This window comes from Kingella pumchi (genome assembly GCF_022288825.1).
Classification (GTDB): Bacteria; Pseudomonadota; Gammaproteobacteria; order Burkholderiales; family Neisseriaceae; genus Kingella_D; species Kingella_D pumchi.
This window is the reverse complement of the sequence record NZ_JAKOOW010000002.1, coordinates 53,615-74,393: the sequence shown is the minus strand read 5'-3', so window position 1 is coordinate 74,393 and position 20,779 is coordinate 53,615. Positions and strand designations below refer to the sequence as shown.

General features: G+C 61.2%; 19 protein-coding genes and 1 tRNA gene. 13 read left to right on the top strand and 7 right to left on the bottom strand.

Features of this window, described 5'->3' with window-relative positions:
* Positions 1 to 77 precede the first annotated feature (77 nt).
* The 3 genes from MB824_RS01065 to MB824_RS01055 all read left to right on the top strand — a co-directional run bounded on the left by MB824_RS01065 (position 78) and on the right by MB824_RS01055 (position 3,058).
* A tRNA-Asp gene (locus MB824_RS01065) sits at positions 78 to 154 on the top strand.
* Positions 155 to 252: 98 nt separating this feature from the next.
* Positions 253 to 1,044, top strand: a complete 792-nt coding sequence (locus MB824_RS01060; protein ID WP_238745107.1) for a class I SAM-dependent methyltransferase — start codon at positions 253 to 255, stop codon at positions 1,042 to 1,044.
* 166 nt (positions 1,045 to 1,210) lie between these two features.
* The gene (locus MB824_RS01055) at positions 1,211 to 3,058 is read left to right on the top strand and encodes an ABC transporter ATP-binding protein (RefSeq protein WP_238745125.1); all 1,848 of its coding nucleotides are present in this window, start codon (positions 1,211 to 1,213) and stop codon (positions 3,056 to 3,058) included.
* Between the two features lie 132 nt (positions 3,059 to 3,190).
* On the opposite strand, the gene MB824_RS01050 is transcribed toward MB824_RS01055, so the two are convergent.
* Entirely contained in the window at positions 3,191 to 3,874 is a 684-nt protein-coding gene (locus tag MB824_RS01050) for a 2,3-diphosphoglycerate-dependent phosphoglycerate mutase (RefSeq protein WP_238745105.1), read from the bottom strand.
* A 97-nt stretch (positions 3,875 to 3,971) separates the two neighbouring features.
* On the opposite strand from MB824_RS01050, the gene MB824_RS01045 reads away from it, so the two are divergent.
* The 10 genes from MB824_RS01045 (at position 3,972) to nrdD (ending at position 13,682) form a co-directional block, all read left to right on the top strand.
* On the top strand, positions 3,972 to 4,271 hold the full coding sequence (locus MB824_RS01045) for a GIY-YIG nuclease family protein (RefSeq protein ID WP_238745103.1): 300 nt from the start codon (positions 3,972 to 3,974) through the stop codon (positions 4,269 to 4,271).
* Between the two features lie 388 nt (positions 4,272 to 4,659).
* A complete protein-coding gene (locus MB824_RS01040; protein WP_238745100.1) occupies positions 4,660 to 5,661 on the top strand; it encodes a L,D-transpeptidase in 1,002 nt (333 codons plus the stop codon).
* Between the two features lie 145 nt (positions 5,662 to 5,806).
* Positions 5,807 to 6,406, top strand: coding sequence for a CDP-alcohol phosphatidyltransferase family protein (locus tag MB824_RS01035; RefSeq protein WP_238745098.1), 600 nt, complete (start codon positions 5,807 to 5,809; stop codon positions 6,404 to 6,406).
* A 174-nt stretch (positions 6,407 to 6,580) separates the two neighbouring features.
* Positions 6,581 to 7,225, top strand: coding sequence for a DUF2238 domain-containing protein (locus MB824_RS01030; protein ID WP_238745096.1), 645 nt, complete (start codon positions 6,581 to 6,583; stop codon positions 7,223 to 7,225).
* Between the two features lie 33 nt (positions 7,226 to 7,258).
* A complete protein-coding gene (locus MB824_RS01025) occupies positions 7,259 to 7,672 on the top strand; it encodes a hypothetical protein (protein ID WP_238745094.1) in 414 nt (137 codons plus the stop codon).
* A 102-nt stretch (positions 7,673 to 7,774) separates the two neighbouring features.
* Complete coding sequence (locus MB824_RS01020; protein ID WP_238745092.1) at positions 7,775 to 9,517, top strand: bifunctional alpha/beta hydrolase/class I SAM-dependent methyltransferase; 1,743 nt, start codon at positions 7,775 to 7,777, stop codon at positions 9,515 to 9,517.
* A 68-nt stretch (positions 9,518 to 9,585) separates the two neighbouring features.
* Positions 9,586 to 10,170 (top strand): 1,6-anhydro-N-acetylmuramyl-L-alanine amidase AmpD, encoded by a 585-nt coding sequence (ampD, locus tag MB824_RS01015; RefSeq protein ID WP_238745090.1) that lies wholly within the window; start codon positions 9,586 to 9,588, stop codon positions 10,168 to 10,170.
* Between the two features lie 103 nt (positions 10,171 to 10,273).
* The gene (locus MB824_RS01010; RefSeq protein WP_238745088.1) at positions 10,274 to 10,819 is read left to right on the top strand and encodes a thermonuclease family protein; all 546 of its coding nucleotides are present in this window, start codon (positions 10,274 to 10,276) and stop codon (positions 10,817 to 10,819) included.
* Between the two features lie 406 nt (positions 10,820 to 11,225).
* Positions 11,226 to 11,789, top strand: coding sequence for an anaerobic ribonucleoside-triphosphate reductase activating protein (gene nrdG / locus MB824_RS01005; protein ID WP_238745086.1), 564 nt, complete (start codon positions 11,226 to 11,228; stop codon positions 11,787 to 11,789).
* Between the two features lie 90 nt (positions 11,790 to 11,879).
* Positions 11,880 to 13,682: an anaerobic ribonucleoside-triphosphate reductase gene (nrdD, locus tag MB824_RS01000; RefSeq protein ID WP_238745084.1), complete on the top strand. Its 1,803-nt coding sequence runs from the start codon at positions 11,880 to 11,882 to the stop codon at positions 13,680 to 13,682.
* Positions 13,683 to 13,777: 95 nt separating this feature from the next.
* On the opposite strand, the gene MB824_RS00995 is transcribed toward nrdD, so the two are convergent.
* The 6 genes from MB824_RS00995 to lpxB all read right to left on the bottom strand — a co-directional run bounded on the left by MB824_RS00995 (position 13,778) and on the right by lpxB (position 20,554).
* Positions 13,778 to 15,592 carry a monovalent cation:proton antiporter-2 (CPA2) family protein gene (locus MB824_RS00995; RefSeq protein WP_238745082.1) on the bottom strand — a complete coding sequence of 605 codons (1,815 nt, stop codon included), beginning with the start codon at positions 15,590 to 15,592 and terminating at the stop codon, positions 13,778 to 13,780.
* A 197-nt stretch (positions 15,593 to 15,789) separates the two neighbouring features.
* Positions 15,790 to 16,443, bottom strand: a complete 654-nt coding sequence (locus MB824_RS00990) for a tetratricopeptide repeat protein (RefSeq protein ID WP_238745080.1) — start codon at positions 16,441 to 16,443, stop codon at positions 15,790 to 15,792.
* A 118-nt stretch (positions 16,444 to 16,561) separates the two neighbouring features.
* A complete protein-coding gene (locus tag MB824_RS00985; protein WP_238745078.1) occupies positions 16,562 to 17,278 on the bottom strand; it encodes a tetratricopeptide repeat protein in 717 nt (238 codons plus the stop codon).
* 78 nt (positions 17,279 to 17,356) lie between these two features.
* Positions 17,357 to 18,433: a DNA polymerase IV gene (dinB, locus tag MB824_RS00980; protein ID WP_238745076.1), complete on the bottom strand. Its 1,077-nt coding sequence runs from the start codon at positions 18,431 to 18,433 to the stop codon at positions 17,357 to 17,359.
* A 73-nt stretch (positions 18,434 to 18,506) separates the two neighbouring features.
* Entirely contained in the window at positions 18,507 to 19,313 is an 807-nt protein-coding gene (locus MB824_RS00975) for a carbon-nitrogen hydrolase family protein (RefSeq protein ID WP_238745074.1), read from the bottom strand.
* Complete coding sequence (gene lpxB / locus MB824_RS00970) at positions 19,310 to 20,554, bottom strand: lipid-A-disaccharide synthase (protein WP_238745072.1); 1,245 nt, start codon at positions 20,552 to 20,554, stop codon at positions 19,310 to 19,312. Before lpxB ends, MB824_RS00975 begins: the two co-directional genes overlap by 4 nt.
* Positions 20,555 to 20,779: the final 225 nt, after the last annotated feature.

Below are 20,779 nucleotides of genomic sequence, written 5' to 3'. Positions count from 1 at the left end.
TAGCTCAGTTGGTAGAGCGTCTGCCTTACAAGCAGAATGTCGGCGGTTCGACTCCGTCATCACCCACCACCAAACGCGCGGTGGTAGCTCAGTTGGTTAGAGTACCGGCCTGTCACGCCGGGGGTCGCGGGTTCGAGCCCCGTCCGCCGCGCCAGAATTTGAAAAACCGTATCCTGCCGGATGCGGTTTTTTGCTATGCGCCTGCCGCGGCCTTTTTCAGGCTGCCTGCGGCAGGTTCGCCAAGGAAGGATTATGGACGACCGCTGGTTTATCCACCGCCATCTGGCCGCCGAAATGGACGGCCGCCTGCAGATTCTGACCCGCACGCCGCAGCGCATCGTGCTGGCCGGTGCCGACGGCGACCACAGCCGGCGCCTGCTGGCGGCGCGTTATCCGCAGGCCGTGTTCGGCGAATACGACCCGCGGTCGGAGTTTCTCGCTGAAGCCGCCGCCGGCCGCAAAAGCGGCTGGCTGTCGCGCTTGGCAGGCAAAACGGCGCCGGCACAGCACTGCCAGAGCCTGCGCGACCCGCTGCCGCCGATGCAGGCCGATATGCTGTGGTCGAATCTGGCGCTGGCCACCGAAAGCGACCCGCTGCCGGTATTCGATGCCTGGGCGGGCGGTTTGAAAACCGACGGCCTGCTGTTTTTCAGCCATTTCGGTATCGACAGCCTGCCCGAAGTGCGCGCGCTGCTGGCCGAAAACGGCATTGCCTGCGCCGCGAGCGCGCTGATTGATATGCACGATTTGGGCGACATGCTCGCCGATCACGGTTTTTACGATCCGGTAATGGATTCGGCCAAGCTGGTGCTGGAATACCAAAGCGCCGAGAGTTTCCGCCGCGATATGGATACGCTCGCGCTGTGGCAGGCATTGCAGCCTGAAAACGAAAGCGCCGCCCGCCGTTTGGCCGAGCAGGCGGTGGCCGACGGCCGTTTGGCGCGGATTACGCTGGAAACGGTGTTCGGCCACGCCGTGAAAAAACTGGTGCTGCCGCAGGGCGAAAACCTGGTGCAGTTTTTCCCAAAAGGCGGCAAAGCCTGAGCCGTTTCAGGCTGCCTGGGGGCAGAATAGTGAAAGGCAGCCTGAAACCCCGTTTCCGCCTTTCAGGATGCCTGATTGGTCTTGTTGTTTATAATTTCCCGTTTTTACCGCCGCTGCGTTTTCAGGCTGCCTGAAAGCGCGTCGGGCAAAGGATTCGCACATGAAACTGTTGGATTCGATTTTCAGCTGGTTTGAAAACCGCATCGACCCCTATCCCGAACATGTTCCGCCCACGCCCGATGCCGGGCTGTTCCGCTTTATTTGGAGCTGCATCGACGGCGTGCGCGGCTGGATACTGGTGCTGGCGGTGTGTTCCGCCGTTATCGGCATACTCGAAGCCGTGCTGTTCCAATTCGTTGGCGAAGTGGTGGACTGGCTGGGCAAATACAGCCCAGAGACCCTGCTGGCGGAGAAAGGCGCGGCGCTCACCGCCATGGGCTTGCTGCTGGCGTTTTTCATCGTTTGGCGCTTTTTCGCGTCCAACGTGCGCCTGCAAACCCTGCAGGGCGTGTTCCCGATGCGTTTGCGCTGGAATTTCCACCGCCAGATGCTCAACCAGTCGCTCGGTTTTTATCAGGACGAATTTGCCGGCCGCGTGTCCGCCAAAGTGATGCAGACCGCGCTGGCGGTGCGCGAAACGGTAATGACCATCGCCGATATGGTGGTGTATGTGCTGGTGTATTTCCTGACCAGCGGCGTGATTCTCGCCACGCTCGACCGTTGGCTGCTGGCGCCCTTTATCGGCTGGACGGTGCTGTTTTTCCTGCTGATGAAACTCCTGATTCCGCGCCTGGCCAAAACCGCCCAGCGACAGGCCGACGCCCGCAGCATAATGACCGGCCGCATCACCGACGCCTATTCCAATATCGCCACCGTCAAACTCTTTTCCCACGGCGCGCGCGAAGCCCGCTACGCCAAAGAGTCGATGGAAGAATTCATGCAGACCGTTCACGCCCAGATGCGGCTGGCCAGCCTGCTGAGCACCTTGTCTTTCGCCGTAAACGCACTGTTGATTTTCAGCACCACCGCGCTGGGCATCTGGCTGTGGATACGCGGCGAAGTCGGCGTCGGCGCGGTGGCCGTCGCCACCACCATGGCACTGCGCGTAAACGGTTTGTCGCAGTACATCATGTGGGAATCGGCGATGCTGTTTGAAAACATCGGCACGGTAACCGACGGCATGGGCACGCTCTCCAAGCCGCAAACCATTTTGGACAAACCCAAGGCCCGCGCCCTGGAAGTCAAGCACGGCGACATCCGCTTCGAGCATCTCGATTTCTCCTACGAATCCGGCAAGCCCCTGCTCAACGGCTTCAACCTGCACATCAAAGCCGGCGAAAAAGTCGGGCTGATCGGCCGCAGCGGCGCGGGTAAATCCACCATCGTCAACCTGCTGTTGCGCTTTTACGAGCCGCAAAGCGGCGACATTCTGATCGACGGCCAAAACATCAACGACATCACCCAGGAATCGCTGCGCGCGCAAATCGGCCTGGTTACCCAAGACACCAGCCTGCTGCACCGCTCCGTGCGCGACAACATCCTGTACGGCCGCCCCGACGCCGGCGACGAAGAAATGTTTCAGGCTGCCGAGCGCGCCGAAGCCGCCGACTTCATCCCCAATTTGTCCGACGCCAAAGGCCGGCGCGGCTACGATGCCCACGTCGGCGAGCGCGGCGTCAAACTCTCCGGCGGCCAGCGCCAGCGCATCGCCATCGCCCGCGTGATGCTCAAAGACGCGCCGATTCTGCTTTTGGACGAAGCCACCAGCGCGCTCGATTCCGAAGTCGAAGCCGCCATCCAAGAGAGCCTGGACAAAATGATGGACGGCAAAACCGTGATCGCCATCGCCCACCGCCTGTCCACCATCGCCGCTATGGACCGGCTGATCGTGCTCGACAAAGGCCGCATCGTCGAAGAAGGCAAGCACGAAGAGCTGCTGGCCAAAGGCGGGCTCTACGCCAAACTGTGGGCGCACCAGAGCGGCGGCTTCCTGCCGCAGCACGTCGAGCATTAAGCACAGGCAGCCTGAAAAAAGCCAAACGGTTTTTCAGGCTGCCTTTTTCTACGCTTTCAGGCAGCCTGAAAGCAAAAAACGGCACCGCAGGCGCTGTGCGGTGCCGCTGTATTTAAGCCGCGCGGCGGCTGTTTACAGATAGAATTTTTCCAGTACTTTCAGGCTGCCGTCCAAGCGGTAAACCAAAGGCTGGCCGGTGGGGATTTCCAGCTTCATGATTTCGTCGTCGCCGATGCCTTCGATGTGCTTGGCCAGCGCGCGCAGCGAATTGCCGTGCGCCGCCACCAAAACGCGCTTGCCGGCGAGAATGGCGGGGGCGATTTCGTCCTGCCACAGCGGCAGCACCCGCTCCAGCGTGATTTTCAGGTTTTCGCCGTCGGGCACGGTGTCGGCGGCCAGATGGGCGTAGCGGCGGTCTTTGCGCGCGGAAAACTCGTCGTCTTCAGGCAAGAGCGGCGGCAGGGTGTCGTAGCTGCGGCGCCAGATGTGCACCTGGTCGGCGCCGTATTTTTCCGCGGTCTGCTGCTTGTCCAAACCCTGCAGCGCGCCGTAGTGGCGCTCGTTCAGGCGCCAGCTTTTGGTTTGCGGCACCCACAGCTGGCCGCTTTCTTCCAGCACGATGTTGCAGGTTTTGATGGCGCGGGTCAGCACCGACGTGAACGCCTGGTCGAATTCGTAGCCGGCAGCGGCGAGCTTCTGCCCCGCCGCCTGCGCTTCGGCAACGCCTTTTTCGCTCAGATTGACGTCGCGCCAGCCGGTAAACAGGTTTTTGGCGTTCCATTCGCTTTGGCCGTGGCGGATAAATACAAGTTCCATCATTGTTCCTAGGGTTGGGGGAAAACGCGGCGGTTTATAGCAAAAAACGCCCGTTTTTGCCAGCGCGGCAGGGTTTCAGGCAGCCTGAAAGGAAGGCATGAACACGACAGACACGGTTTCGGGCTGCGGCCGCTGGTTTCTCTACCTGCTTGCCTGCGGCGACGGCTCGCTCTACTGCGGCATCTGCACCGACCCCGCACGGCGGCTGGGCGAACACCGCAGCGGCCGCGGCGCGCGCTACACCCGCAGCCGCGGTGCCGGCGAAATGCGCCTGATCGGCTGCTGCTTCGACCGCTCCGCCGCGCTGCGTGCCGAAGCGCGGGTAAAAAAACTGCCGCGCCAAGCCAAGCTGGCCTTGTGGGCGGCGGCAGAGAGTAGGGCGGTGGCGGCAGCCTGAAAGCCGTTTTCTGTGTTTTTGCATCCGTCCGGCGCTTCGCCGTTAAAAGCAGCCCGAAAACCGGATTGGGGTTTTCAGGCTGCTTTCGGCGTTTTGCCAAGTGGACATTTTTAGATAAAACCAGGCGGCGATGGCGCCGCTGTCGAAACAGGTTTTCCGAACTGTTGCACAAAGCCTACAGTATGCCGCCGCAGCGCTTTGCCCACGTTTTTCAGGCTGCCGCCTGCCGGCGGCGCGTTGCGCGCGGCTGCCTTGCCGTTTGGCCGTTTTCAGGCTGCTTTCCGCCACCCGGCGCTGCCGGCGGGGCGCGTACAAATGCGCTGGCGGGCGGCGGTTTTACGGTATGATGCGCGTCTTTTATTTTTGTAGTACGAGTACCCCAAGCAAGATGAACAAACTGCTTATCGGCCTGTTGGCGCTGGCTGCCGGCCAGGCCGCGCTGGCCGCCCAGACCACCCCCGTTCCCGACGTTTCGCCGTCCGCCCAGGGCTGGCACGTTGTTATCAACATCCCGCAGCAGCGGCTGTTTCTGTATTCCAACGGCAAGCTGCAGAAGGCTTATCCGGTGGCGGTGGGCAAGGCGCACACCCAAACCGTGCTCGGCGAGCACCGCATCGGCGCCAAGGCTTTTAATCCGACCTGGCACATTCCCAAATCCATCCAGCGCGAGCGCGGCGACGGCGTAACCAGCGTTCCGCCCGGCCCGAGCAATCCGCTGGGGCCGGTGTTCGTGCGTTTGGGCGAGCCCAAACTCGGTCTCGGCATCCACGGCACCAGCAATCCTTCCAGCGTGCCCGGTGTGCGCAGCCACGGCTGCGTGCGCATGAAGTCGCCCGACGCGCTGCAGTTTGCCAAAACCATCACTTCCGGCTCGCCGGCATCGGTGGTGTACGAAATGGCGGCGCTGAACGTGGACGACGGCGGCAATCTGTGGCTGGCGGCCTTTGGCGACCCCTACCGCAAAAACAATCTGAAAACCGCCGCGCTGAAGCAAAGCATCGCCGCTTGGGCGCAGAGTAACGGCCGCAACGTCAGCAGCGCCAAAGTCGATCAGGTGCTCAAAGCCCGCCGCGGCACGCCGGTGTGCATCAGCTGCAGCGGCGCCGCCAAAATCCAGGGCAATCTGCACTCGCTGGCCTGGCACAGCGGTTCGGCAAAACTGACCGCCGCCAAAGCCAACGTTTCGCCGCGTCCGACCCAAGACCAGGTACTGCCCGAAGGCAGCAGCATCGAAGTCGATACCGGCGAAAACGAAATCCCGTTGAAACCGCAGCGCAGCGGCGGCAAACACGGCAGCGCCTACAAAGCGACTTCGGTATTCGACGACGAACAGCCGATCAGCGTATTCGAGCCCGGCGAAAAACCGCTCACGCCGGTGAACAAACCATAAACTGCCCTTTCAGGCTGCCCGAACACGGTTTCAGGCAGCCTGAAAAAATATCTGCGGCTGTTGCGCGCCGTCGCGCATACGCTGTCGGCGGTATGGTGTTTCAGGCTGCTTTTTTCTATTTTCGTTTTCTGTTTTTTCTTTTCCCATGAGTATCTACGCCCTTAAACCCAAATTCCAAAACCTGCTGCGGCCGCTGGTGGTGCGTCTTTACCGCCGCGGCATCAGCGCCAACCAGGTTACGCTGGCGGCCTGTGGATTGTCGCTGCTGCTGGGCGCGCTGCTGACGGCTTGTGCCGATGTACCGGCGCTGTTTTGGCTGCTGCCGCTGTGGCTGTTTGTGCGCATGGCGATGAACGCGGCCGACGGCATGCTGGCGCGCGAGTTTGGCCAGCAGTCGGCACTTGGCGGCTGCCTGAACGAGCTGACCGACGTTGCCGCCGATGCCGCGCTGTATCTGCCCTTGGCCTTTGTTGCGCCGTTTTCCGGCTTTCAGGCTGCCTGCTTTATCTGGCTCTCGGCCTTGAGCGAATTGTGCGGCGTGCTGGCGCAGGTGTACGGCAGCGGCCGCCGTTACGACGGGCCGATGGGCAAGAGCGACCGCGCGTTTTTTATCGGCCTGGCCGCCGTCTGCTATGCGTGGAACGGCTCGCTGCACGGCGCGTGGTACTGGCTGATGTGGCTTGCCTGCGCGGCGCTGGCGTTTACCTGTTGGCGGCGCATCCGCAACGGTTTGCAGGCAGCCTGAAAGCGGGAAAAAATCGCCGCCGCGCTTGCCTTTGCCGCGTAAAAGCCGTAAAACCGCAGCTTTGTTTTCGCGCGTTTGCACGGCATCTTCAGCCAAACCCTTAAGCCCAAACGGTTTTCAGGCTGCCTGATCGCCGCTGCGGCCGCAAAGGGAAACGCCACCCACGGAGAGACTATGCATATTTCGCAAAAAACTGCCGACAAACTGCCGCTGCTGCTGGCTGCGGTTTTTTCCGCGGTATCGCTGTGGTCGGGTATCGCGCCGGTTGACCGCGCGGTGTGGTACGCCGAAACGGTGCCGATTTTCGCTGTTTTCATCGTGCTGGTAGCGATCTACCGCCGCTTTCGTTTCAGCAACACCGCCTATGTGCTGATGAGCATGTGGATGCTGCTGCATATGGTCGGCGCCCACTACACGTTTGCCAACGTGCCCTTTGAAGCCGGCAACCGCCTGCTGGCGCCGCTGTTGGGCGAGGGGCGCAACCATTACGACCGGCTGGGGCATTTCATCATCGGTTTTTACAGCTTCCCGATGGCCGAATGGCTGCTGCGCCGGCGTTTGTGCGGCACGGTGCTGGCGCTGTGTTTCTCGCTGTTTTTCGTGATGTCGGTGGCCGCGGCCTACGAAATCATTGAATGGCAGTACGCGGTGCGCGAAGGCGGCAGCGCCGGCATCGAGTTTCTCGGCTCGCAGGGCGATGTGTGGGACGCGCAAAAAGACATGCTGGCCGACACCCTGGGCGCGCTGGCGGCGCTGGCGCTGTTTGTGCTGGTGCGCCCCGACCGCAGCGGCCGCTATGCCAGCAAACGGGTTAACTGATTTTTCCAATATGTAATAAGGAGTTACCAATAAATGTCTGCAACCCTGGTATCCGCCGTTGTCGGCGGCATAATCGGCGGCGGTATTTCGATACTGGTGCTGAAAGTGATGTCGCAAAAAATGGCGGCCAGCCATCCGGTGCTTACCATCACCGTGCCGCAAAACGCCGAATCGTCGCCCGAGTGGCAGGCATGGGCGCAGAAAAACGGTTTCAAAGCCAAAGACGGGCAATGGGTCAAAGGCACCGGCATGCTGACCAGCTTTAGCGAAATCCGTTTTGACGGCGGCCGGATGGAAGTGCGCGAGTGCGTGAACTTTTTATTCGGAATCAACCGTTTCGCCCTGAATGCGCCCGGCCTGTTTGCCAAGCCGGTACGTGCGCGCAAGCTCAAAAAATTAAATGAACTGCTCGCCCAATGGCAGCTGCCGCCGGTAGCAATGCAATAGCCTGCCCAAAGGCAGCCTGAAAGGCCAAAACCGCTTTTCAGGCTGCCTTGAAATGTTCAGGCAGCCTGAAAACACCGTTCGCACCAACACAAAGGATTCCCCATGCAGGAGCAGCAAAAAACCTTCCGCGCCGACGACGGCACCGAATTGTTTTACCGCTACCGCCCCGCTGCCGACGGCAGCAGCGGCAAAGCGCTGGTTTTGTTTCACCGCGGCCACGAGCATTCCGGCCGCATGATGTTTGTGGCCGACGAGCTGGGCTTGGACGATTTTGCCTGCTTCGCTTGGGACGCACGCGGCCACGGCATGAGCCCGGGCGCGCGCGGCGACAGCCCGAGCATCGGCACTTCGGTGGCCGATGTCGATGCCTTTATCCGCCACATCGGCAGCGCCTACGGCATCGCGCCGCAAAACATCTGCGTGGTGGCGCAAAGCGTGGGCGCGGTGTTGGTGTCGGCCTGGCTGCACGATTACGCGCCGGATATCCGCTGCGCCGTGCTCGCGTCGCCGGCCTTCAAAGTCAAACTCTACGTGCCCTTTGCCCGCAGCGGCCTGCGCCTGCTTTACAAATGGCGCGGCAATTTTTTCGTCAACAGCTACGTCAAATCGCACTATCTGAGCCACAACCGCGAGCGCCAGCAAAGTTACGACAGCGACCCGCTGATTGCCCGCGCCATTTCTGTGCGCATTCTGCTCGGTCTGTACGATACCGCCGAGCGCGTGGTGGCCGACGCGCAGGCGATCGGCGTGCCGGTGCAGCTGTTCATATCCGGCAGCGACTGGGTGGTGCACCACGCGCCGCAGCACGCGTTTTACAACCGGCTGGGCAGCCGCATCAAAGAGCGCCATGTGCTGCCCGGTTTTTATCACGACACCTTCGGCGAAAGCGGCCGCGAAGCCGTGTTTGATCAAATGCGCCGCTTTATCCGCGAGCGTTTCGCCGCCACGCCCGAGCGATCTGAGCTGCTGGATGCCCATCTGCACGGCGAGAGCCGCCGCGAAGCCGACGAGCTGGCAACGCCGCTGCCGGCATTTGGCGCGCGCGGCCTGTTTTGGCGCGGCTACCGCGCCCTGCTCAAACTCGGCGCCCGCTGGAGCGCGGGGCTGAAACTCGGGCAGGAAACCGGCTTCGATTCCGGCAGCACGCTCGATTATGTTTACCGCAACCAGGCGCAGGGCAGCAACGCCTTCGGCCGCTGGGCTGACCGCCAGTATCTGAATGCCGTCGGCTGGCGCGGCATCCGCCAGCGCAAAATCCACATCGCCCATGCCGTTCAGGCTGCCTGCGAAAAGCTGCGCGCCGAAGGGCGGCCGGTGCATGTGCTCGACATCGCTTCCGGCCACGGCCGCTATGTGCTTGATGCCTTTGCCGGTATCGACGCTCCCGATTCCGTGCGCCTGCGCGACTACAGCCCGCTCAACGTCGCCGCCGGCCGCCGCCTGATCGCCGAGCGCGGTCTGGGTGAAATCGCCACTTTCGACGAAGTCGATGCCTTCAAACGCGCCAACTACCAAAACCTTGAGCCGCGCCCCACGCTGGCCATCGTTTCCGGCCTGCACGAATTGTTTGCCGACAATGATTTGGTGCTCGAATCGCTGCGCGGCATCGGCGATGCGCTCGAAGCGGGCAGCCTGCTGGTTTACACCGGCCAGCCCTGGCATCCGCAGCTGGAAATGATCGCCCGCGCGCTCACCAGCCACAAAGCCGGCAGCCCCAACTGGGTGATGCGCCGCCGCAGCCAGGCCGAAAGCGACCAGCTTGCCGCGGCCGCCGGTTTCCGCAAAATCCGCCAGTGGATAGACGAAGACGGCATTTTCACCGTCAGCCTGGCGGTTAAAGAATAAGGCAGCCTGAAAAGTTTTCAGGCTGCCTGCCCGCCCCAAACCCCCGCAACCGTTTCAGGAATCCCCCTATGCACGAATGGCAGCAAGGCCGCTGGCAGGGCGCCGAACAGCTTGATTCGCCCAATTTTTCCCCGCGCGAAGCCGGCAGCGAAGTGAGCCTGGTGGTGCTGCACAACATCTCGCTGCCGCCTTTCGAATACGGCAGCGACGCGGTGCAAAGGCTGTTTACCAACCGCATCGACCCGGCTGCCCATCCCTTTTTCGCCCAGATTTCCGGCCTGCGCGTGTCCAGCCATTTTTTCATCGCCCGCAGCGGCCGCGTGCAGCAGTTCGTATCCTGCGATGATGCCGCCTACCATGCCGGCGTGTCGTCCTTTCGCGGCCGCGACAAATGCAACGGCTTTTCGGTCGGCATCGAAATCGAAGGCTGCGATTTCGAACCTTTTACCGAAGCGCAGTACGCCGCGCTGGAAACCCTGCTCGCCGCCCTAATGCGCGCCTATCCCATCCGCGCCGTTACCGGCCATCAGGACATCGCCCCGCAGCGCAAAACCGACCCCGGCCATTTTTTCGACTGGCCGCGCCTGATCCGCACCGGCTTTCCCGTCGATCGCAACGGCGCCGACGGCGTTTATGCCGATCCGGCAGCCTGAAAACGCTGCCGTACGGGCTTTTGGCCTTTTCAGGCTGCCTGCAAGAAGTCCGTTGTCCAAACCCGTTTTGTTCACACACACAATACATTCGGAGACCCGCCCCATGAAACCCATGTTTCCCCGTTTGGCCGCGCTGTTTGCCGCCACCCTGTTTACCGCCGCCTGTCTGGCCGAGCCGGCCGCCGGCGCCGAAGAAGCGGGCTATGCCGCCACGGTAACCGCCGTTGCAGACGGCGACACCGTGCGCGTGAGCGACAGCCATGGCCGCAGCCGCCGCGTGCGGCTTGCCTATATCGACGCGCCTGAGATGAGCCAGGCCGGCGGCATCGCCAGCCGCGACGCCCTGCGCCAAGCCGTGCTCGGGCAGAAAGTGCGCGTCGAAGTGTTCGATACCGACCAATACCGCCGCGAAGTCGCCCGCATCAGCCTGTCCGGCCGCGATGTCAATCTCGCCCAGTTGGCAAACGGCCACGCCTGGCACTACCGCAGCATCGCCCGCCGCCGGCAGGATAAAGCCGACTACGCGCGCTACGCCGAAGCCGAGCAAAACGCCCGCAAAACCCGCAGCGGCCTGTGGCGCAATAGCGGCGCCGAAGCCCCGTGGGACTACCGCCGCCGTGAACGGCATCACGACAACCATGCCGAATAAACCGTTTGCCGCTACCGCTTTCAGGCTGCCTGAAAGCGGTTTTTTTGCGCCCGATTGCCGCGTACAGGCAGCCTGAAACAATCTTGCGGGCGGCTGCTTGGCCGCCTGTGGAAAACGGCGGCCAAAAGTGAGAAAAAGTTGATGCCGGCCAAATCAAGTTGAAAAATTTTAATAATGCTCGCAGCCCTTTGCCCATCGGAGCTGCAGCAAAATTGTGGATAAATCTGTGGATTTCATGTTTATAATTTTAAAGGAATTTATTTTTTGTTGATAATTTATCTGATTTGCCAAGCGGCGCAAGGCGGGCTAGTATCGCCACAGTTTTACGTTTCCAATCAGTAACATTGCTGATTGGAAATTGTGTCTTTACGCTGCTTTTTAACGCGAAAATCCAAGGATAGCCCCGATGCAGACCCTGAAATTCACCATCGAGCAGATTGTCTGGCAGGAAGTGCCGGGCGAAGTGTCGCTGGCGTTTTTGTTTTCAGGCTGCCAGCTGCGCTGCAAGGGCTGCCACAGCGCGGATACTTGGAAAGTGGGTTTGGGGCAGGAATTGACCCTTGAATATCTCGAAGGCCGTCTGCAGCGCTATGCGGGCTTGATCAGCTGCGTATTGTTTATGGGCGGCGAATGGGTGCCCGATGAGCTGGAAAAAATGCTGCGCGCCGTGGCGGCGGCAGGCTTGAAAACGTGTTTGTACACCGGCTTGGAGCGCGATGAATTGGAAGCGGTATCCGAGTGCATCATCCCGCTTTTGACTTATCTGAAAACCGGCCGCTGGGTGATGGAACTGGGCGGGCTCGACAGCCCGACGACCAACCAGAAATTTACCGATTTGCGCACGGGTGAGGTGCTCAACCATTTGTTCGTCAAAGACAAACCCGCGCCCAAAGTGATTCCGATTGCCGCCCCCGCGGCGGCAGCGGCAGGCTTGGCGGAGAACCGCGAAGCCCTTCTTCAGACGGCCTGAATCGTCTGTTTTCCCCCGTTTTCAGGCTGCCGTCTGAAACCCGCAAAGGCAGCCTGAAACCATTCCAACCCAACTTTAGGAGGATTTAACATGATTCGGCTGCATCCCGAACAGTTAAACGGCAAACTGCAATTCATGCACGACTATATTTCCGCGCACAACGCGGCCGACGGCTCGAAGATGGACGCCAACGCCAACGTCACGCAGAAAAACATCGCCACGATGGAAGCGGAAATCATGAAAGACTTTTTCGTGCAGATGAACCGCGCCCAAGTGTCGCGCAAAATCGCCGAGATTTTCGACGAAGACACCGCACGCGAATACATCCGCCAAATCGAGGCGCACGAAATCTATGTGCACGACGAAACCAGCCTGAAACCCTATTGCGTGTCGGTAACGCTGTATCCGTTTTTGCTCGACGGCTTAACCAAGCTCGGCGGCGAATCGAAAGCGCCCAAGCATCTGGCGTCGTTCTGCGGCTCGTTTATCAATCTGGTGTTTGCCATCAGCGCCCAGTTTGCCGGCGCGGTGGCCACCGTGGAATTTCTCACTTATTTCGACTACTTCGCCCGCAAAGACTACGGCGACAACTATCTCGAAACCCACGCCGCCGAAGTCGCCAACCATCTGCAGCAAGTGGTGTACAGCATCAACCAGCCTGCCGCCGCACGCGGCTATCAGAGCGTGTTTTGGAATATTTCGGTTTACGACCAATACTATTTTGAAGCCATGTTCGGTGATTTCGTCTTCCCCGATTTTGAAAAACCGGTGTGGGAAAGCGTTGCCAAGCTGCAAAACTTTTTCCTGAAATGGTTTAACCAAGAGCGCACCAAAGCTGTATTGACCTTCCCCGTGGTAACCGCCGCCATGCTCACCGACGGCGGCAAGTGCAAAGACGGCGTGTTTGCCGACCAAATGGCTAAGGAATTGTCCGAGGGCAACTCGTTTTTCGTGTATTTGTCGGACAACCCCGATTCGCTCGCGTCCTGCTGCCGCCTGCGCAACGCCATCGAAGACCGCACCTTCAGCTACACGCTCGGCGCGGGCGGCGTGGCCACCGGTTCGATTAACGTGATTACCATCAATATGAACCGCTTGGAACAAGACGGCCGCGATTTGGCCGCCGAAGTTGCCAAAATCCACAAATATCAATACGCCTACCGCAAGCTGATGGAAGAGTACCAAGCCGCCGGTATGCTGCCCGTGTACGACGCCGGCTTTATCACGCTGGACAAACAATTCCTGACCATCGGCATCAACGGCATGGCCGAAGCCGCCGAAGCCAACGGCATCACCGTCGGCTACAACGACGACTACATCCAGTTTGTCCAAAGCCGTCTGAAAGTGATTTTCGACGCCAACCAGGCCGCCAGCCGCCACTACGGCGTGAAATTCAACACCGAATTCGTGCCCGCCGAAAATCTCGGCGTGAAAAACGCCAAATGGGACAAAGCCGACGGCTACAAAGTCAGCCGCGACTGCTACAACTCCTATTTCTACGTGGTGGAAGACGAGCAAATCAACGCGCTCGACAAATTCCTGCTGCACGGCAAAGAGCTGGTGGACTGGCTCGACGGCGGCTCGGCGCTGCACCTGAATCTCGACGAAGCCCTGCCCGAAGCCGGCTACCGCTCGTTGCTCGACATTGCCGCACGCACCGGCTGCAACTACTTCTGCGTCAACGTGCGCATCACCATCTGCAACGACTGCGGCCATATCGACAAACGCACCCTGCAAGCCTGCAGCGGCTGTGGCTCGCACGACATCGACTACGGCACCCGCGTCATCGGTTATCTCAAACGCGTTTCCGCTTTCAGCAGCGGCCGGCGCAAAGAGCACGCGCTCAGGCATTACCACCGCCAAAATGCTGAGCAAGAGCGCGAAGCAGCCTGATTTAGGCAATGGAAAAAGCAGCCTGAAAACCGGAAAACCGGTTTTCAGGCTGCTTTTTTGTGGCGCTATGCCGTTGCCGTATGGTTTCAGGCTGCCTACACGCTCTCGTCTATCTCTTCTTCGCCCCGCAGCAGCGCCTGTACGGCTTCGGCGATAAGGCGGTCTTGGCGCAGGCCTTCTTCCAACATCGCCTGGTTTTCAAAGGTATGCAGCTCGGGGTTGTACAGCACCGCCATTTTGCCCATGCCGTTTCTATCCATGCGGAAGAACAAATCGCCCGCTTTTTCGGCGGTTTCCTGCGGCTGGCCGAGCATTTCGAGGGCGCGTTTGCCGGCGCGGATGCCGGAATCGAAGGTCTCGCGCACGATTTGGTCGGCACCGGCCTGGAAGAGCTTGAAGGTATGGATGCGGTCGTAGGCGCGGGCGAGGATTTTGATGTTGGGACTGGTTTCGCGGGCGAAGCGGACAATCTGTTCGGCCTGCTCGGGATTGTCGATCGCCACCACTAGCAGGCTGGCCTTTTCAATGCCGGCGGTGCGCAGCAGCTCGGGGCGCGAGGCGTCGCCGAAATAGGTTTTCACGCCGTATTTGTTCATGCCCGCCACGGTTTTTTCGTCTTTGTCGATGATGGTCATCGGATAGCCGGCCGAGCTGAGGATGTAATAGACAATCTGCCCGAAGCGGCCGAGGCCGACCTGCAAAACCGAATGCTGCTCGTCAATGGCATCATCCGCACGGGCGGCGGCGGCTTTTTTCGGCAGCTTGCCGTGCAGAATCATAAACAGCGGCGTGAGCACCATCGACAGCACCACAATCGCGGTCATATTGGCGTTGATGGTGTCGCTGATTACCTTTTTCGAGAAGGCAGAAGAAAACAGCACAAAGGCAAACTCGCCGCCCTGCGCCATCAGCACCGCCCGCTCCAAGGCTTCATCGTGGCTGCTTTTGGCCAGCCGCGCCACGGCGTAAATGCAGACGGCCTTCGCCGCCATCAGCGCGAACACGCCCGAAAGAATCAGCTTCCAGTTTTGCGCCACCACGTGCAAATCCAGCGACATGCCCACGGCAAGGAAAAACAAGCCCAGAAGCAGCCCGCGGAAGGGTTCCACATCAGCTTCGAGCTGGTAGCGGAAGCTGGATTCGGACAGCATCACGCCCGCCAAAAACGCGCCCATCGCCATCGACAGCCCGCCTTTTTCCATTAACACGCCTGCGCCCAGCACCACCAACAGCGCGGCGGCGGTCATCACTTCGCGGGCTTTGCTGCGCGCCAGCAGCCTGAAAAGCGGGTTCAGCAGCCAGCGCCCCGCCGCCACCAGCGCGACCACGCAGCCCAGCGCAATGCCGATGCTCTGCCACAGCGGCTGCCCGCTTTCGGTGTGCGTGGGCGAAAGAAAAGCAACAATCGCCAACAGCGGCACAATCAGCAGGTCTTCAAACAACAGAATCGACACCATTTTCTGCCCGCCCGGGCTGTCGATTTCGCCCCGCTCGCCCAGCACCGACATCACAATCGCGGTGGAGGTGAGCACGAAGCCCGATGCGCTGATAAAGGAAATCTGCCACGAAAAGCCGAACAGCATCCCCACAATGGTCAGCAAAATGGCGGCCACCACCACCTGCATGCTGCCCAGCCCGAAAATCTGCTTGCGCAAATGCCACAGGTGCGACGGTTTCATTTCCAAGCCAATCACAAACAGGAAAATGACCACGCCCAATTCGGCGACGTGCAAAATGGTATGCCCGTCCGAAAACAGCCCCAAGCCGAACGGCCCGATCACCAGCCCCGCCGCCAGATAGCCCAGCACCGAGCCCAAGCCCAGCCGTTTGAACAATGGCACGCCCACCACCGCCGCGCCCAATAGCGCGACAACGTGGGGGATGTCCATGCCGTGTTGTGTTGCAGACATGATGTGTTGCTCCTGATGATTGTTGTTTTGTGTAAGGGATAGGCAGCCTGAAAACGGTTTCTTGCTTTCAGGCTGCCTGAAAAAAGGCGCGATTATACCGTAAGGCAGCCTGAAAACTTTTGCCCAGTCCGCTCAGGCAAAAGCCACGCCTGCCTGCGCGCAAAATAGGGGTGCGCTATCTTTCAGGCTGCCTGGCGCTATTTGTCTGCCGGCTGATCCTGCTCCGAGCGCTTGCGCCATTTTTCCGCTTTTTTCATGTCCCGTTTGACGCCGATGCCCTGGGCGTACATCTGCGAGAGCATCGCCGCCGCACGGCTGTCGCCGGCTTCGGCGGCTTTTTCGTACCATTTGGCCGCTGCCGCCATATCCTGCGGCAGGCCGTCTGCGCCTTCCTGATACAGCAGCGCCAGCTCTGCCGCCGCTTTTTCGTGCCCCTGCCGTGCCGACTGCTCAAACCATTTTGCCGCTTGCCGCGCATCGCGGCGGATGCCCAAATCCTTGTATCCCCACAGATAAAGCGTGCCCAGATAATATTGCGTGCTCATATCGCCGTCTTCGGCCGCCCTGTGCATCCAGTACGCGGCTTCGCGCAGGTTTTTCACGCCCTCCGGACCGATGGCGTAAATCCGTGCGACATAAGGCTCGGCCACCGAGCGCACGGCGTAATTGCTGCTCTGAGCCAGCGGCAGCAATAGTTCCAGCGCGCGGCGGTAGTCGCGGTCGGTATAGGCGTTTACGCCTTGGTTGAACTGATTCCAAGGCGGGTCTTCAAATACCACATCGGCCTGCGCCTGCGTCAGGCTGAGTGCGAGCAGCAGGGTGGCAGCGGTTTGGGCAAGTTTGGTTTTCATCGCGGTTTTCCTGTTGTTTGGTTTGACTGCTTGGTGCGGCACAGGCAGCCTGAAAACGGCAAAAACGGCTTTCATGCTGCCTTATGTGCCTGCGGGGCATCGTTGCTTGGCCGTGCGTTCAATCCTGCAACAGGGTTTTCGGGCCCGGTTCGCATTCTTCCGCCGTGCCGCCCGTTTTCAAGCGGATGAGATCCAACATCATGCACGCTTCGGATTGTCCCTGCTTGGCCGACTGCCGATACCATTTTTCCGCTTGGCGCAAATCCTTGGGCACGCCCTTGCCGTCCCGATACATATCGGCGAGAAAAAGCTGCGCTTTGGCATCGCCCGCTTCTGCCGCCTTGCGGTACCACTTGGCCGCCTCGGCATAGTCTTGCGGCACGTCTTTTCCTTCGGCATACAGCAGCGCCAAGCCCATTTGGGCATCAGCCAAGCCTTGCTGTGCGGCTTTGCGCCACCAATCGACAGCCTGCACGCTGTCTTTTTCCACGCTGCTTCCGCCCCAATACAGCAGCCCCAGATAATATTGGGCGCGGGCGTCACCCTGTTCTGCCGCGCGGCGCAGCCATTTGATCGATTCGGCCATATCCTGCACCACGCCCTCACCTTTGCCGTACATCGTTGCCATCAGCGCCTGCGCTCGGGCATCGCCGGCTTCGGCCAGCGGCCGCAATACCGCCAGCGCCTGACGGTAATCCTGCTTCATATAGGCGGCCAGCCCTGCGGCCAGCTGCCGGCCGTTATCCGGACTGTTGTCCGGCGCGGCCTGCGCCACAGGCAGGCAGAGAGCCAACAGCACGGCTGCGGCTGTTTTAAAAAGATGGGGTTTGCTCATGGGTTTCCTTTGGGTAGTTTCTTAAACAATTCATCGTCAAGGCAGCCTGAAAACGGCAAAAACGGCTTTCAGGCTGCCTTATGTGCCGTCGTTAAAGGCTAAATCCTGCTGCCGTCCGGCGGGCTGAAGTTGGGCGACGCCGATGCCGATCAGGCGGAAGGCGGTGTCTTGCGGCGGGATGCGGCCAGCAAGGGCGCGGGCGGCGGCCAGCAGCGCGGTTTCGTCGGGCAGGGCGGCGGAATAGGTGAGCGAGCGGGTGATGATGCGGAAATCGGCGGTTTTCAGTTTTAGCGTCAGGCTGCGTGCCTGCACGTTTTTGCGTGCCATCTGCCGCCACAAATCGGCGACCAGCTGCGGCAGCAGGGCGGCGGCCTGCTCCAGCGGCAGATCGTTTGCTAGCGTGGTTTCGGTGGAAATCTGCAGGCGCTCGCGGTTGGGGCGCACCGGCCGGCTGTCGTGGCCGCGCGCCAGATCGTAAAGGCGGTGGCCGTAGCGGCCGAACAGGTTGGCCAGTTCGCCGCGCGCCAGGCGCCGCAAATCGCCGCAGGTGTAAAGGTTGAGTGCGTGCAGTTTGTTGAGGGTTACGCGGCCGACGCCGGGGATTTTGCCCAAAGGCAGCACGGCGAGAAAGGCATCGACTTTGTGCGGCGGCAGCACAAACTGGCCGTTCGGCTTGCGCCAGTCGGAGGCGATTTTGGCCAGGAATTTGTTGGGAGCGACGCCGGCCGAAGCGGTCAGGCCGGTGGCATCGAGAATGTCGGCGCGGATTTGGCGGGCGGTGGCGCCGGCGGTGGCTAGGCCGAGTTTGTTGGCGCTGACGTCAAGATAGGCTTCATCCAGCGACAGCGGTTCGACCACATCGCTGTAGCGGGCGAACACTTCATGAATCTGCTGCGACACGCTGCGGTACAAATCAAAGCGCGGCGGCACAAACACCGCCTGCGGGCAGCGGCGGCGGGCGGTGGCAGACGACATCGCCGAATGCAGCCCCCAGCGGCGCGCTTCGTAGGACGCGGCGCACACCACCGAGCGCGCGCCTTCCCACGCCACCACCAGCGGCCGGCCGCGCAGCTCGGGGCGCTCGCGCAGTTCGACCGAAGCGTAGAAGGCGTCCATGTCGATGTGGATGATTTTGCGAGTGGTGGGGTCGGTCATAAGCGGCAAAAGCAGCCTGAAAGCCGGAAAAACCGTTTTCAGGCTGCCTGAAAATGGGTGGGACGGTTTGGGTTCAGAAACGGCGGTGCGCCAGCGCGGGCAGGCGGCGGCGTACCGATTGCAGTTTTTCAAAATCGAGATCGGCGCACAGCACGCCTTCGCCTTCGGGCAGGCAGGCGATGATGTCGCCCCAGGGGTCGATAATCATGCTGTGGCCGTAGGTGCGCCGGCCGTTGTCGTGGCGGCCGCCCTGCGCGGCGGCGAGCAGATAGCATTGGTTTTCGACGGCGCGGGCGCGCAGCAGCAATTGCCAATGGGCGCTGCCGGTGGTGTAGGTGAAGGCGGCCGGCAGCATCAGCACGTCAAAAGGCGCTTGGGCGCGGAACAATTCGGGAAAGCGCAAATCGTAGCAGATGCCCTGGCCGATGCCGTGCCCGCCGATTTCCAAGCGCGGCACGCCGCTGCCGGCGGAGATGGTATCGGCTTCGGCGTAGTGTTCGCGGCCGTTGTCGAAACCGAACAGATGGGCTTTGTCGTAGCGGCTCAGGCAGCGGCCGTTTTCGTCGTACACCAGCAGGCTGTTGAACACTTTTTCAGGCTGCCCGCTCGCAAGCGGAATGCTGCCGCCAAACAGCACCACGCCGCATTCGGCGGCGGTTTCGCCCAAAGCAGCCTGAAAACGGCCGCTGCCGAAAGGCTCGGCAAGGGCGAGCTTGTCGCGCTCCTGCCCCATCTGCGGCCAGTATTCGGGCAGCAGCACCCATTGCGCGCCCTGATCGGCAGCTTGGCGCACCAGGCGGCGCATGGTTTGGATATTGGCGGCGGGGTCGCTGCCGGACACCATCTGCACCACGGCGGCTTTCAGGCTGCCTGTATTCATGTTGTCTCTCCCGTATCGGGCGGCGCGGCGGCCGTGGTTTCTTGTCCGCTGTCGTTGTTGCCGTCATCGTCCGGCAGCGGGTCGGCAACCGGGCAGCCGGCTTCGGCCAGCACCGCTTCGGCGGCTATCCGGCCGCTGTCGCGGCGCAGCAGCTGGTGCAGCTCGGTAAACGCCTGCGCCAGCTCGGCGCTTTTTTCAGGCTGCCGGTACCAGTCGAGCATTGCTTCGGCCAGCAGCTTGGGCTTGGCGCGGCGCTGCAGCAACTCCGGCACCGCTTCGCGGCCGAGCAGAATATTGGGCAGGCCGACGTGCGGCACTTTGATGCGGTGGCGCACCAGCGCGTAAGTCAAAGGAGAAATGCGGTAGCTGATTACCATCGGCCGCTTGCACAGCGCCACTTCCAGCGTGGCGGTGCCGCTGGCCACCAGCACCGCATCGGCGGCGGTGCAGGCCAGATCGGTTTTCGCCGCCTGCAGGCGGATCGGCAGTTTTTCAAACTCTTTCTGCTTCAGATAGTGCTGCAGGCGCTCGCGGGCGGCAGCGGTGGGATAGGGCAGCAGAAAGCGCGCTTCGGGCAGCTCGCGCAGCATCAGCGCGGCGGCGCGGAAAAACAGCGGCGCCATATAGTCGATTTCGCTGACGCGGCTGCCGGGCAGCAGGGCAAACACCGGAATGTCCTGCGCCAGCTTCAGCCGTTCGCGCGCCGCGTTTTTGTCCGCTTCCAGCGGCAGCGACTGCGCCAGCGGATGGCCGACAAAGCGCGCCCGCCCGCCGGCTTCGCGGTAGAGCGGCGGCTCCATCGGAAACAGGCACAGCACTTCGTTTACCTGGCGGACGATTTTCTTTACCCGCCCGCGCTTCCATGCCCACACCGACGGGCTGACGTAATGCATGGTGGCGATGCCCGCGGCTTTGAGCTGTTCGGCCACCCACAGATTAAAGTCCGGCGCGTCGATGCCGACGAAGACATCGGGGCGCCGCTGCTTCAGCTCTTCGGCCAGGCCGCGGCGGATACGCAGGATTTCCGGCAGTTTTTTCAGCACTTCGGCATAGCCGCGCACCGCCAGTTTTTCCTGGTCAAACAGGCTCTCGAAGCCTTCGGCCGCCATGCGCGGCCCGCCGATGCCGGTAAAACGCGCTTGGGGGCAGCGCTCGCGGATGGCGCGGATCAGGTGCGCGCCGAGCAGATCGCCGGACGCTTCGCCGGCACACAGGGCAATTAAGGGGGACGGGTTGTTCATGGCGGGGATTTCGCAGGAAAAAGGCTGGCGGGACAAGGCGGCGATTATAGCGGACGGCCTGCTTTTCAGGCAGCCTGAAAAGCGCGGCGGCGGCAATAAAAACAGGCAGCCTGAAACTTTTCAGGCTGCCTGTATCGCTGCGGGCGGCTTGCTTGGACGGCACGGCGCTCGGCAGGCTGTGCCGCACCCGCGCCCGCAGTCGGCCGGACAAAACAAAAGCAGCCT